This window comes from Sporofaciens musculi (assembly GCF_009830285.1).
Lineage (GTDB): Bacteria > Bacillota > Clostridia > Lachnospirales > Lachnospiraceae > Sporofaciens > Sporofaciens musculi.
Window position 1 is genome coordinate 4331142 of record NZ_WUQX01000001.1, and the last position, 13606, is coordinate 4344747.

Below are 13606 nucleotides of genomic sequence, written 5' to 3' on the forward strand. Positions count from 1 at the left end.
GTCATGCTAATTTACCTTTTTCGCCACGACTACAAGCCTGCCGTTCTGTGCGGAGTATTCGCAGGTAGAGAGAGTAATGAGCCTGTCGCCGTACTTGGCGGTCACGCCCGTATCATACAGGGCAAGCTCCTTACACTTCCCGACATAGGCGTTAAACTCGTCCTCATTCTCCGCATCCACAAAATCATAATAGCGGTAGCCCTGTGAGCTGTACGCAACGGTCTTGAATACGGCAACGATTTCATACTCTGCCTGCTCCGTGAGCGTGTCAAACTGGATGGTCTTGTGTCCCTCATAAAAGCTCTTGGATTTGTAATCTTCCAAAGCCCCGAACATCTTCTGTCCCTTAATGTGATGACCGTAAATAATGAGGTTGTCGCCCGTTAAAATGTCGCAGTCCTCTTGGATATAAGGCACTCCCAAATCGCTGTATTCCTTTTCAAAATTGTGCTTCAGATAAAAATTCGGGTTGTTCTTCGTCTGCATGACAGGGTAATTGACTGTCGTGCCGGTAATGGAAATCCAACCGACCATATCCTCATTCTGCAAATACAGCTCTTTGTATTTCGCCAGAATATCCTCGCCCTCGCTGACGGGCTTATCCTCTGGCGTTTCTTCCTCCGCAGGGGCATTTTCCACGACCTCGGCAATCTCCTCAAAGGCTTCCGTCTGCTCGTCCACCTGTGCATAGTGATGATAAATGTGGCAGCCGCAAAAAGCCGCTGCTCCTAAAAGGGCAACAGCGGCAGCAATACAAATAACAGATTGATACTTTTTCAAATTCATAGGCAATTTCCTTTCCTTATTTTCGCCCTGCTTTTTTGGCATACAGGGATACCCGCAGGGTGTTTCCTTGATTGATTGTTTTATTTACCTTGTTGGCTCTGTCTGCTTTTTAGGTGCGGGTAAATCCCTGCAATATTCGGGATACCTTACCTTGATGCCCTCCATGAAGTACGGGGCAAACTCGCAGCAGAACAATTCCTCTGGCGTGGAATATTTCTCACGCCCCTCCTCTGCATAGCCGTTCCAGAGGTTAAAGGCAAGGTGGCAGACCTTGACCGTGCCGCTTGTCTGCCATCCTGCGTGCATCCCCTCTGGCTTGATGCAGTCCGTCTTGAAGTCGAACATGGAATTGATATTTCTCCTTGTTTCCCCCGCAATCCCCATGACATAGAAAAATGCCCTGTGGTAGCAGTCGTTGACCTCGCATTTCATCATGTTCTCCAGAAAGAAATCACGGTGGGCTGTATTACGGAATCTTATCTCTGACATAAAAATCCTCCTTTCCTTAATTCCGCCCTGCTTTTTGGGCATAAAGGTATGCCCGCAGGGTACTTTCCTAACACTCCCCAAATTTTGTTGTCATCAGCTTATACAATTCCGTATTGCGAGGGAACTTATTGACAAAAGGCACAAGGGAACTGCCTACTTTCAAAAGTCCCTGCCCCGCACCGACATTCGTGATATAGCTCATCTGAAGGTCGGAGATATTCAGCAACTTCGCAAGCTCGATACGGTCTGTGGACGCTTGGTTGAGCATGATAATAAACTCGCTGTTGGCAAGCATCGTCCTCGCCGTATGGCTCTGCAACAGGTCGTCCACGTTCTGCGTGATTCCAGTACAGTACGCCCCGTATTTTCTTACACGCTTCCAGAGGGTAAAGAGGAAGTTAGCGGAGTATTCGTGTTGGAACAGCAGATAAATCTCATCAATGAAAATAAAGGTGTTCCTGCCTTTCGCCCTGTTCATCGTGATGCGGTTCAAGATGCTGTCAAGGACAACAAGCATACCGATAGGCTGTAACTGTTTGCCCAAATCAAGGATGTCATAGCAGATAAGGCGGCTGTGGGTGTCAACATTCGTATGCTTGGCAAAGGTGTTGAGAGAGCCGTCCGTGAAAAGCTCAATCGCAAGTGCGATTTCCTGTGCTTCTGGCTCGTTCTGCTTTAACAGTTCTTCTCTAAAGTCCTGCAAGGTCGGCGGTGTCCCCATATAGTTCCCCTGCTGATAGTAGCGGTACACGCTCGCCGTACAGCGGTCAATGATGGATTTCTGCTTTGCCCCCAGACTTGCACCGCCGATAAGCTGCTCGCACAAAGACAAAATAAACTCTGATTTTAAGATGACGGGGTTTGCACCGTCGCCGTAATCAGAGTTCATATCCATAGCGTTGATATGGTTTTCACTTGTCGCAGAAATGTGGATGACCTCGCCCTGCATGGCTTTTACTAAGGGAGAATACTCTCGCTCTGGGTCTATAATAATCACATCTGCGTTAGGGTCGGTCAGAATGATGTTCGTCATTTCCTCCTTTGCCGTAAAGGATTTACCCGCACCAGACACGCCGAGAATAAAGGAATTTCCGTTCAAGAGGTGGCGGCGGTTGGCGATAATCATATTCTTTGAAATAACATTCTGCCCGTAATACACGCCATCCTTGTGGTAGATTTCCTGCACACGGAAGGGGATAAACACCGCAAGGCTCTCCGTTGTGAGGGTACGCAGGGCATCAATCTTCCTTACCCCGAACGGCAGGGCGGTATTCAGACCGTCCATCTGCTGATATTTCAGCACCGCAAACTGGCAGAGATGCTTTCTCGCTGTCGTGAGCAGGGCTTCGGTATCATTGTCAAGCTGCTCTTTGGTGTCTGCGGTATGCACCATCGTCAGCACCGCAAACATCATCCTCTGGTCACGGGTCGTCAAATCGTCAAGGAACTCCTTGCTTTCCCTCCGCTGCTGTTCCAAGTCGTAGGGGATAACAGCGGAAAAATTATTGTTCTGGTTCTGCTTCCTCTGCCAGTTCGTGATATTCGTTTCCACCCCAAGCAGGCGGTTTTCCACCTCACGCACGGCTTCGTCCGTAGGGACGGGGACAACATCAACGGAGAGCATCATATTACGGTTAAGCTCGCAAAGCTCCGCCACCATGCTGTCCTTGATATAAGCGGCGTACTCTCTGAGGAAAATCACACGCCCGTATCGGTTGCCCATCTTGAAATAATCCTTCTCAAACTCAAAGGAGTCGGGGCAGATATAGTCCTTGAAATCGTGACCTTTCCGCATGGACTGCACCATATCAAAGGAAAACGCCGTTTCCTCGCCCGTGCGGTAGAAGTCATGGAAGATACGCAACTTATCATTTGCGTCCAGTTCCGTACACTTCGAGCCAAGACGGTTGAAATGCCCGATAAGGTCAGCACCGACACGGGCAAAATAATTCCTCGCTTCCTCGATGTTCTTCTTGCATACCGATACCGTCACATATTTGTCCTGCACGATGGAATTAGCCCCCGTCGCCTTGTCAAGCAGCATCTTGTTGTACTCCTTACGGTACTTATCCAGACTGTCCTCCGCCATTGGGATAAGGATTGTCTGCTCAAAATCCGCCTTGTTGAGCCTGCGGTTATTGATAGTGATTTTCGTGGTCGCCCCGCTGTCGAGGGCGTTTAAAAGCTCCGAGTATTCAAGGAACATCGCTTCCTTGTCCTCACGGCTCGCCACGGCATAGTTGATGTCCTCAAACTTAAAGGTCTTTGCATACTTGTTCTTTCCGACAAGGAAAATCCCGTCCTCCCAGATGGTTTTCATGGGGATGACCGCTTGTACCGATTTCGGCACGGCAAATTTTTCCTTGTCCTGCTTGAACAGGTTTCTAAGCGTTTTTATCATGTTCTGCCTCCTTACGCTTTTTTGATTTCTTTGCTTTCTTTTTTTCTGGTTTCTCCGCCCTGCGTTTCTGCTTCTGGGTCGGGGCGGGCAAGCCCTTTTCCCTTGCTTCGATATTCGGCTTCAACGCTTCATAGTAGAGGTTGTCTGGCACAAACAAAATCTTCTTCGGCATTAGGAACTCCGATTTAATCCATGCCCATACAAACTGCTCTGCGGTCATGCCGTTGTACCTGACAAACCCCATCATGGCAAAGGGGGAAGCCCCCAGAATACACATCCAACTGAGGGTTTCCGTGCCAAACCTGCCACGGAGCAGGAAATACAAGCCCACCGCCACGCCGCAGGCAAGGACAGAAAAAATGAACTGCCGCATGGACAGCCCGAAAAACATACTCTCCGTATAATTGCGGATTTCCTTATTTATCTTGACTTCCATATCAGCACCACCCCTCTTTTACATCTCCAGTCGATATAAAGAGGATGCTGCGTTTCGGGATATATGAAAATCCAGAAATGGCATCCCCAATTTCAAATATCTCGTTATCGTCAGCCTTTCCGAACCTTCCGACTAATCCTTTTTCCACGGGCAGGTCATAGGCTTCCGAAGTTTCAATGACTTCTCCATTTAACAAATGGATATGGTAGCTCTGGTAATACCTTGGTTCTTTTTTCATTTCGATTTTCCTTTCCTGATTGATAATTACAAGCCCATCATTTCCCTTACCACACGGTCTGCCATCTTGACCGCACCGACAAGGACGAGCATATTGAATACAAGCTCCCCGATATAGCTCCATACCATCGTGACCGCCGCCGCATCGGGATTGACGACAGGCGGGGAAGCCGCAAACACGGAAAAGATGATGCAGGCAAGCACGATGATTGCCCCCTCAAGGCACACGGCGGCATAGCTCTTGATAAAGCTCTTTCCGACGCTCTGGCTCGGCTCTCCCGCAAAGGCGGAGAGGGGGACAGGGGCGATGGCGGTATAAAGGTACAGCTTGAAAAACCTCCCGTACACCGACATAATCATAATGAACGACAGCACCGTAATGAACAGACCGCCGATGAGCGTGACCGCCCATAGGGGGATGCTCTCAAAAAAACCGCAGTCCTCAACGGCTGTCACAATCTCTGACGGAAGCACCGTCTGCTGTGCAGCACCGAAGCCTGCGGCGGTCATAATGGTTGATATGATGCCCTGCACAATCTTGAACAGAGCCATCATCAGCTCCAAGCCGTAGGTTACCGCACCTTTGGCAAGGGCAAAGCGGATAAAGAGCTTCAACGCCTGCTCTGGACGCTTGACCTCGGCAAAATTGCCGCAGGTACGCATCACGCCCACCACAAAGAACAGCACGAGCAGGGCAAGCCCTATCGCCTGCAACGCCCCGTGAATATCGACAATGACATTCCATATCGCACCGCCCTTGAAATTCTCTGGGGATTGGGTAATAAGCGTCCATATCTCGGCTAACTTCTCATTCCAAGTATTGAGGGCGTTCTCTAAATTCTGAACTACCCAGTTATCAGACACATAGACCACCTCCTGTTTTCTCTGGGTTATTTCCTATCTCGACATCACTTGCGACCTCATTGCCCCACACATCCCAACCGTCCGTTTTCTTCCTTGCGAACAGCTCCAGCTTTGGCAAATCGCCCATAAGCTCAACGATTTTCTCCCTTGCTTCATCGGGTTTCTCGCTATGCCCCCGCAGGGGGCTGATAAGGAACTGGTGTACCCTGTTGGAACTTCGGTGCGGTTTCCCTTTAGTGGCAAGCAGGCAGATTTCCGCATTGCCCCTCGTCCAGAAGCCCAGACCGAAAAACCATCCCCTGCCGCTCTTATTCTGCTTCAGCCATACAAAGGCAACGGTCTTATACTGGAAGCCCCATGCCTTAATCACCCGCAGGGCTTCCTGCAACTGTGGGAAAGTCGCCCACAAAAACAGTACGCAGTCATCAGCCGCCAACTCTGCAACGCCTAACTTGCAGATTTCATCAACGCTCATGGTCTGGTAGTGGTGTTCCGCAGCCCCCGAAAGGGTTTTCTGCTCATACCGCCACGGCGGGTCTGCATAAATGATGCCGTATTTCTTTACATTCTCGATAACTTAACCACCTCCTGATAAGGGATAGCGGGAGCAAGTCCCGCACTCGGCGGATCTGCTCCCGTTATCCTGTCTGTTATCTACCTGTCTGTTTCCATCAGCCTGTAATGAGGGTTAAAATCTCCTTCGCAAAGGTAATGACAACGCCGCCTGCAAGGGTCAGAAATCCGTTTGCCCTCTGGGATGGGTCGTGGGATTTCAGCGACAAGCCCACCTGCACGATACCGAAGCCGAGCATAATCATACCGACAGCCCTTACCAGACCGAAAATAAAGTCGGAAAGGTTGTTCACGACCTGAATGGGGTCGTTGGCGGCAAAGGCGGTCACAGATGTCCCAAGCATAAAGGTCATCATCATAACCGCCAGACAGTAGAAGCGGAAGCCCTTTCTAACCTTGCCAGTCATGGGCAGTTTCGTGGTTGCTTTCTTTTCGTTCTTCTTAAAAAGTTTCATAGGGTAAATCCTCCTTATAAATTAAATATTTCTTCCAAGTCCTCCTCGGACAGAAGCTCATAGGAAGTGCTGACAGCAGTTACGCTCACGGCGTCCTTTGGAATATCGCTGTCAAACACAAGGGTTGCGATAGCCTGCGTCGGCTCGCCGTGGATATAGGGCGGCTGACCTCCATCGGCTGTCAGTTTCACATTGGGGTGTTTCAAAATGTCGTACTTCAAATCCATGACGGGGCGTTCCCCACGCACAAAAAGAAGTGCGTAGCGGTTGTCAAGCATACGCACCTCGTCTGGGGTCAGAAGCTCACGCCCCGAAATCTGGTAGTTGGTCGAATAGTTCCCGCTGCGTCCCGTACTTTTCCCATAGGTGTTCGTGTCAATGGTCGCCTTTCCCAAAAGCTCCGACACATACTTATGGGTGCTTTGCTCGTTGCCGCCCAGATACAGAAATTCATCGCAGTTGCCCACGATGCTTTCCCACTGTTTCTCAAAAAGGGCTTTGAGCTGTGCCAGATTTTGCAGGATAATCGAAACCGACACCCCTCTGGAACGCATGACGCTCAAAATCTTGTCGAAGTCATCAGGCAGCGAAACATTGGCAAATTCGTCCATAATAAAATGGCAATGCACGGGCAGGCTCCCGCCGTACTTGTGGTCTGCCAGATAAAAAAGCTGTTGGAATAGCTGCGTGTATAAAATCGACACAAGGAAATTAAAGCTCGTGTCATTGTCTGGTATCAGTGCGAACAGAGCCACTTTCTTCTCGCCTAAAGACGGCAAATCAAGCTCGTCCGTGGCGGTGAGGGAAGCAAGGCTCTCCAGATTGAATTTCTCAAGCCTTGCGGCAAGGGTTATCTGGATGCTCTTTAGTGTCTTAGCCGAACCAGAATGATAATCACGGTAATACTTGAGTGCGATATGCTCTGGGTTTTCCATCTCCAGACGGTCAAACAGCTCGTCAAGGGGGCTGACATAGCTGTCGTCATCCTCACGGACTTCCCCTGCACGCAAAAGCTCCATGACCATCGGGAAATTCTGCTCGTCTGGCGGTGCTTCGTATTTCAGATAGAACACCAGAGATAACAGCAGCATACTCGCCGCCGTGTCCCAGAACGGGTCTTGCGACTGGCTTCCCTTCGGCGTTGTCGCCTTAAATAAATTCGTTACCAACCTCTGTACATCGTTATCGTTCCTTAAATATACAAACGGGTTATAGCAATGGCTCTTGTGCATATTGATAAGGTCGAGGACACGCACCTCGTAGCCTTTCTTTTCAAGCAGACCGCCGATGTCACGGACAATCTCGCCTTTGGGGTCAAGCACCACGAAAGAGGTGTTGCACTGCATGGCGTTGGGCTTGCAGAAAAACCTCGTTTTTCCCGCCCCGCTGCCACCGCAGACTAAGATATTCAGATTCCTTCGGTGCTTTTTCCCGTCAAGCCCGATACGGACATTCTGGGTTAATAGCTTGTTGGCAGACTGGTCTTTGTCACGGTATTTCTTATTCAATACTTTCGCATCGCCCCATTTTGCAGAGCCGTGTTCCTCGCCCCTGCGGTAGTTCCTGCGTGTGGAAAAATAAATGCCGATGCCCATCCCATAGGCAAGCAGAAAAAGAAGGACAGTCCTTACGCTGTCCTCACACACCGTTATTGCAAACGGGTCGCCTATTGCCACGGATAGGTTACTGACAATCTCCACGATGCCGCCGCCCACATAAGGGGCGGTCAGCAGGGCAAGCCACACAACAGGAATAATCCCGCAGAGGGCAAGAATTAAGCCCGTCCTATCATCGTTACCGTTCCTCATTGCACCTGCAATGCACCACCTTCACCCTTTTTGTCGGGGCGTGAGCCACCGTGCTTATCAGCTCGTCAACAGGGTCGGTGGGGCGTTCCTCCTGTATCTGCTGTGTCCGCAGGGTGTTGAGGGCATTAAGGACAATATTTTTATCATATTTATCCAATGCCAGATGGTATCGTTCTTCTTTCATGGTCTGCACCTCCCGTTAGCGTTCCTGCTCTTTGGATTTCGGCGGCTTGTTCTTCTCCATGCTCTTATACATATCGCTCTGGATTTCGCCCAGAACATCACGCATCGAGCCAAGCTCGCCCTTGAACGCCTGCACATCCATCCCGTCATATTCCTTCGGGAGTTTCCCGAAGCTGAAGCCTTTGGTATCCACGCCGTAGCGTGAGCTGACCATATAGGCGACGCAGAAGGATTTGAAGTCGGAAGCGTCACGGCTCTCATTATGCTTGAAATCAAACACCGCCGCCGACACTTCCTTTGCCATGCTCACAAAGAGCTGTTCCTCATTTAAGCCCGTGCGGATAAAGATGGTCTGCTGAGAGCTGTCATAAAAGGCGGGCAGCTCCAGTTCCTCCACGGGCTGAAAATTCACGGGGCTTGCGTCAATCATTGCCGACACAAGCTCACGCATGGTCTTTGCTTCCTGCGGCTGTCCCCTGTCTTTTGCCGAGGTCTGGGAAATGTCATAGACCACTTTGGCATTGTAGCCGACAGCCTTTGAGCCGTCGTCACGCTCATACTCTTTCCCCGGCTCAAGGATAGTGACTTTCTGTGCGTCCTTATCCACATAGACACGGCTCTGTTTCCAACTCCCGTAATCTTTAAGCTGCGTCGCTTCGGGCATCTGTGCAGCCACCAAGATGGCATTGTTTACCGAGTAGCGGTCAAACCGCCCCTGCACTTCAAGATACTGCTGAAACACCTTCCCGTCCGCCATCATTTCTGAACAGGTGGCGTCAATCTTCCCATAGGCTTCCTCCCTCTGGGCTTTCTTCTGGGCAGCCCATTCCTCTTTGTTAAAAGGGCGGCTGCCGCCGCTGAATACATCATAGATACTCATTTACCTTGCTCCTCGTATAATAAGTTTGTAAGCAAGAAAAACTGCTTACAGACTTATTCTTTTTGATTAGACAGAAGGATAATTCTAAACATCCTTTCCGAAGATTCTTCTTCAATCACGCTGGTTCATCCATTCTCTGTCTATTGGTTAATAAGTTACTTTATAGTCATGGTCCCAGATGTTACAATAAGTTCCATAAGAATTGTAGCTATGGTCATTGCTTCATCGCTCCTGCAAAGCGTTTGCTATTGCCAAGAAAGCATGCAACCCTAATACTGCGCTAAGACTTATTACACAAATGCTGCATCCTGGTATCTAGCCACCAGCAGGGTATTTCTTCCAGGTAATGCTCATAACGCGAGGTTTAGGCCGGCGTAGTGGTCTGGGATAACCCATGATTACTCTTCTTCACTTTTATTGAAAGGTGGTGATGATCCGTGAAAGAACATATTGATTACCTCTCAACACTGTTTGTTGGGATTGATATTGCATCCCGTGTTCATGTTATCTCTGCACTTGATTTCAACGAGGAATTCTACATCAGGATGAAATCTGTAGAAAACACTCAGGAAGGTGCAGCTTTTATTGAACAGATGATTTCTGATGTATTAAAACACAACCATCAGTTCAAATACGTTATGATCGGTATGGAAGCTACTGGTTTCTATGGTGTCCATCTGGCGAATTATCTTTCTGCCAGTGACCTGCTTGCTCCATTCTCTGTCAGAGTTTACTGTCTCAATCCGAAAGAAGTTAAGAACTACAAAAAGTCCTTTAACGATATCGGAAAAAATGATGGCATTGACTCTTATGTGATTGCCGATTTTGCCCGTGTGGGACGTATTGCAATCAAACCCTGGCGTGGCTCCCAATACCTTGCCTTACAGCGTCTTACCAGACACCGTATGCACATCACTGAATGTATCGCAAGAGAAAAGACTTACATGCTTAACAACATTTATCTCAAGTTCAGTGAATACGCATTACTCCGTGATGGGCAGCATCCATTCGCAAACAAATATGGTGCTACAGCCGAAGCCATTCTTACCGAGTACACAACGAATGAAGATATCGCAAAATCATCCGTAGAAGACCTCGTTGCTTTTATTAACTCCAAGAGCAAAGGCCGTATTGCTGATCCGGAAGAAACAGCAAAAATCTTACAGGCTGCAGCCCGCAACTCATACCGGCTTGATAAATGCCTCTATGAGCCGCTTACTATCTCAATCGCTTCTTCCTTTAACTGTATCAGTTCCTTTGAAAGAGAACTCAAAGCGATTGATAAAGCAGTCCTTCAAACAGTTCAGGGACTAAACCCTGACGAGTACACTGTACTGAATTCCATTCCTGGGATTGGTAAAGTTTATTCAGCCGGTATCTTGGCCGAAATGGGTTCCATTAAGGCTTTTCCTAATGCCAATGCCCTCGCAAAATACTGTGGTATCGTTTGGAACGATAATGACTCTGGCGATTTCGTAGCCGAAGACAAACACATGAGCAAAGCTGGCAACAGATATCTGCGCTACTACATCATAGAAGCTGCCGGAAGTGTTATAAGACACTGTCCTGAATACAAAGCTTTCTATGACAAAAATATGCTGAGACAAGAAACCATCAGCATAAACGAGCACTCGCGTTGACTTCCCGTAAATTTATACGTCTGCTCTTTGGTCTGCTGGACAAGGGCCAACTCTACTCTCCGGAAAAGAGTAGGTAATCCATACTGCATATCGAACTTACGTTCTTAATAGACCGTAGGTCTATTAAGGTTACCCTTTTCCAAGAAAATCTTTTTCATTTTCCTCTTGACATATTACCAAATTGCTTTCGATTTATTCGGTTTCTTCTGCTTCGGCGGCTGCTTATGCTCCGTCTTTCCTGCGGGCGGTTTTTTCGCCCTGTCGGAAGTTTTATCCCTGCCGACATTCGGGGAAACGTCCGCTTCCTGCTCCTTGCGGCTCTCCTTTATTTTCCGCAGTTCTTCCCTGACCGATGGCTTCTCATTCTTAGTCATAGTAGCCCCCTCTGCGGATTTCTTTGGCTGCTCTGAGGTAGGCTCGGACAGAGGGGATTTTCCTGTCTTTGCCACCGAGGGGTTTGGGGCGTTTTCCTCTTTCTGGGTCGGCTTGCCCATCAGGGCGTCCATGAGCTTTTCTTTCTCCGCTTTTTCCTGCACGCCGATGTCTGGCTCTGGCTGACCGTCCTTTGTGTCTTTCGCATCTTTTTCATTTTTAGCGTCTTTGGTGTCTTTCGCATCCCTGCTCCTTTCCGCTTCCGTCACAATCGAAGCGGTATCCACCGACGCAAGGTTGAAGCGTTCCACGATACGGCTGATTTTTGATGCGTCCTCGGCTCTGGCAATCACATCGACCTCCGCATTGGGGTCTTTGTTCTTACGGTCTGCAAGGACGCAGTAGAGTACGCCGTACTTTTTCGCTTCCTGCGTGAACTTCGGCAAATCGCCCTTCCTGACGGTAAAGACCTTTAACTCCTTGCCAGAGCGGAGCATATTCGTCAGCCTTGCTTTGCCTTTGGTTTTCTTTTCCTCTTTCAGAATGGAATAGAGAAGGATGGCGATGTTCTTCGCACCCGCCCCCGTGATTTTGGCTGCGACCTCAAATCCCTCCAAGCTCATCCTCACGACTTGTTCTGCCGCTTCGCCGCCTGTGTTCATGCTTCATCAGCTCCTTTCCTTTTTCTTTGTTTTCGTCTGCCCGTATGACCTTTAGGTTTTCCTTGAGGGTATCGCTGCGGGCTTCGATGCCCTCACACAATCTGACCTCCTTCCTTAAGAATTTCATACGCTCCGTGATTTCCGCAAGACGAGCTTTGACCGCTTCTTTTTCTTTGCCGCCTGCTTTGCGGCTCTGGGAATAAAGCCCCTTACGCTGTTCGGTCAGCTCCTTTATCTCGGATTCCAGAGAGCCTTTATATGACAAAAGCTGCCCCGCCGTGTCAATGTGGTTGCGGCAGAGCAGCCTTGTTTCGTTTGTGATGGCTTCCATCTTCATCAAATCGTCTTTGAGCAGATAGTGAAGCCGTGCATAATTCTGTTTCCTGTTCTTCGGCAGGATACCGAGCTTGTAGCAGTAATGGAGATATAGCCCACGCAAGCCGCCGATTTTCTTTGCGTCCTTCAGAGAGCCTTTCAGCCGATAGACCGTGACCTGCTTCTGCGGCTCGGCAAAGCGAGAGAATTTGACCGCATAGGAATTTTCCTTAATACGCTCCAAAATCCTCTCGTTGGTATAATCCTCTCCGAGCTTATAGAGCCGCTTGGGTCTTTTCCATCCTTTTCCGATGACCGTCCAGTATTTGCGGTTGGGGTCAAAGCTCATGCGGTAGCCCATCTCCGCCATCTGCCTGTCAAAGTCTTTGAGCGTGAACGATTTTGAGATGGCTTCGTCAATCGCCAGACGCACCACGTTGTCCCGTGTGGGTCGCCCCTCCTTTTCCGCTTGGTAGAGGGCATAGGGCTTTTTCTTCCCGCTTGGGTGTTCAATGACGGACAAAGAATACTCCCTGCATAATTCATCAGAACGCTGACGCAAGAGCCGCAGGTTTTCCTTGTTGTCGTGATAGTGCTTCCCGTCCGCAAAGGAAACGGAGTTGACGACAAAGTGGTTATGCAGGCACTCCGTATTCAGATGGGTAGCAACTATCACTTGAAACCTGCCGCCCCACATCTTCTCGGCTAACTTTACGCCCACCTCATGGGCGACCTCTGGCGTGACCTCCCCTGCCCTAAAGCTCTGGAAGCCGTGATAGCAGACAATCTCACTCGTGTCATTCCATTGTGCTTTGGCAATCATCATCTCGTCCCTTGCGGTGGCAGGGTCGCAGTTTACCCCCGTGACGAAAAACCGCTGCTCTGTCTTGTCCTTATTGGTGGCATACTCCATTACATCCACCATCGCCTGCAAGTCGGCGTCGCTGTACTTTGGGTTGGCGGTCTTTTCGGGATTTTCGGCATAGTCGATTGGGTGGTCGAGCCTGCCACGCACATCCCATATCTCGCAGACCGCCATCAGCCCTTCTGCTTTCTTGGGAGCAGATAACACTTGCTCACATCCAGACGGAAATCCCTCCACCTCTTGGCTTCCTCACGGAGCATGGGTGCGTCCACAAAGTCAAGGGCGTTTGCTTTCGCCGCAAGCTGGTTGATGCGGTTTCCGATAGCCGACAGCTCCCGCATGATTTTATAAAACTCTGGGTCTGGCTTCTCACAAAGGCGGTAGCCCATGACCATCGACTGGAGCAGTGCTTGTCTGGAATGACCTGACCTCTCGGCAAGGGAGCAGAGGTAGTCAGCTTCTTCCTCGGTCAGACGGAAAAGTATCTGCACATTCCTTTTTCGCATCGGCATCCTCCTTCCTCTCGGAGAGCCTGTTAATCTGCATCAGGCACATGAGGACAACGCCGACCATGCCGCCGAGCATCGTGCCGATGACAAAGAATAAAAACTCACTCATTCTTAGACTCCTTTCCTTATTC

16 protein-coding genes are annotated in these 13606 nt (G+C 49.4%); 1 reads left to right on the top strand and 15 read right to left on the bottom strand.

Annotation, left to right across the window (positions count from 1 at the left end; all coding sequences use genetic code 11):
• Positions 1-6: 6 nt before the first annotated feature.
• The 11 genes from srtB to GN277_RS22075 all read right to left on the bottom strand — a co-directional run bounded on the left by srtB (position 7) and on the right by GN277_RS22075 (position 9112).
• On the bottom strand, positions 7-780 hold the full coding sequence (gene srtB / locus GN277_RS22025) for a class B sortase (RefSeq protein ID WP_159757048.1): 774 nt from the start codon (positions 778-780) through the stop codon (positions 7-9).
• Between the two features lie 90 nt (positions 781-870).
• On the bottom strand, positions 871-1275 hold the full coding sequence (locus GN277_RS22030; protein WP_159753771.1) for a DUF6075 family protein: 405 nt from the start codon (positions 1273-1275) through the stop codon (positions 871-873).
• A gap of 67 nt (positions 1276-1342) precedes the next feature.
• Entirely contained in the window at positions 1343-3676 is a 2334-nt protein-coding gene (locus GN277_RS22035) for a VirB4-like conjugal transfer ATPase, CD1110 family (protein WP_159753775.1), read from the bottom strand.
• Entirely contained in the window at positions 3660-4112 is a 453-nt protein-coding gene (locus GN277_RS22040) for a PrgI family protein (RefSeq protein ID WP_159753778.1), read from the bottom strand. Before GN277_RS22040 ends, GN277_RS22035 begins: the two co-directional genes overlap by 17 nt.
• Before the next feature lies 1 nt (position 4113).
• Positions 4114-4350 (bottom strand): hypothetical protein, encoded by a 237-nt coding sequence (locus tag GN277_RS22045; protein WP_159753781.1) that lies wholly within the window; start codon positions 4348-4350, stop codon positions 4114-4116.
• Between the two features lie 26 nt (positions 4351-4376).
• Entirely contained in the window at positions 4377-5213 is an 837-nt protein-coding gene (locus GN277_RS22050; RefSeq protein WP_159753784.1) for a hypothetical protein, read from the bottom strand.
• Positions 5206-5787 carry an MT-A70 family methyltransferase gene (locus GN277_RS22055; protein WP_159757051.1) on the bottom strand — a complete coding sequence of 194 codons (582 nt, stop codon included), beginning with the start codon at positions 5785-5787 and terminating at the stop codon, positions 5206-5208. Before GN277_RS22055 ends, GN277_RS22050 begins: the two co-directional genes overlap by 8 nt.
• Before the next feature lie 97 nt (positions 5788-5884).
• Positions 5885-6241 carry a glutamyl-tRNA amidotransferase gene (locus GN277_RS22060; RefSeq protein WP_159753787.1) on the bottom strand — a complete coding sequence of 119 codons (357 nt, stop codon included), beginning with the start codon at positions 6239-6241 and terminating at the stop codon, positions 5885-5887.
• 14 nt (positions 6242-6255) lie between these two features.
• Entirely contained in the window at positions 6256-8049 is a 1794-nt protein-coding gene (locus tag GN277_RS22065; protein ID WP_159753790.1) for a VirD4-like conjugal transfer protein, CD1115 family, read from the bottom strand.
• Complete coding sequence (locus tag GN277_RS22070) at positions 8036-8233, bottom strand: hypothetical protein (RefSeq protein ID WP_159753793.1); 198 nt, start codon at positions 8231-8233, stop codon at positions 8036-8038. Before GN277_RS22070 ends, GN277_RS22065 begins: the two co-directional genes overlap by 14 nt.
• Before the next feature lie 15 nt (positions 8234-8248).
• Positions 8249-9112, bottom strand: a complete 864-nt coding sequence (locus GN277_RS22075; RefSeq protein WP_159753796.1) for a hypothetical protein — start codon at positions 9110-9112, stop codon at positions 8249-8251.
• 437 nt (positions 9113-9549) lie between these two features.
• Between GN277_RS22075 and GN277_RS22080 the strand changes: the two genes are divergently transcribed.
• Positions 9550-10752, top strand: coding sequence for an IS110 family RNA-guided transposase (locus GN277_RS22080; RefSeq protein WP_244324712.1), 1203 nt, complete (start codon positions 9550-9552; stop codon positions 10750-10752).
• A 173-nt stretch (positions 10753-10925) separates the two neighbouring features.
• On the opposite strand, the gene GN277_RS22085 is transcribed toward GN277_RS22080, so the two are convergent.
• From GN277_RS22085 to GN277_RS22100, 4 genes are read right to left on the bottom strand one after another with little or no spacing between them, the layout of a single operon-like run.
• The gene (locus GN277_RS22085) at positions 10926-11786 is read right to left on the bottom strand and encodes a PcfB family protein (RefSeq protein WP_159753799.1); all 861 of its coding nucleotides are present in this window, start codon (positions 11784-11786) and stop codon (positions 10926-10928) included.
• Positions 11728-13203: a relaxase/mobilization nuclease domain-containing protein gene (locus tag GN277_RS22090; RefSeq protein ID WP_330587410.1), complete on the bottom strand. Its 1476-nt coding sequence runs from the start codon at positions 13201-13203 to the stop codon at positions 11728-11730. Before GN277_RS22090 ends, GN277_RS22085 begins: the two co-directional genes overlap by 59 nt.
• On the bottom strand, positions 13140-13472 hold the full coding sequence (locus GN277_RS22095) for a plasmid mobilization protein (protein WP_159753802.1): 333 nt from the start codon (positions 13470-13472) through the stop codon (positions 13140-13142). Before GN277_RS22095 ends, GN277_RS22090 begins: the two co-directional genes overlap by 64 nt.
• The gene (locus GN277_RS22100; protein WP_159753805.1) at positions 13420-13584 is read right to left on the bottom strand and encodes a DUF3789 domain-containing protein; all 165 of its coding nucleotides are present in this window, start codon (positions 13582-13584) and stop codon (positions 13420-13422) included. Before GN277_RS22100 ends, GN277_RS22095 begins: the two co-directional genes overlap by 53 nt.
• Between the last annotated feature and the right edge of the window lie 22 nt (positions 13585-13606).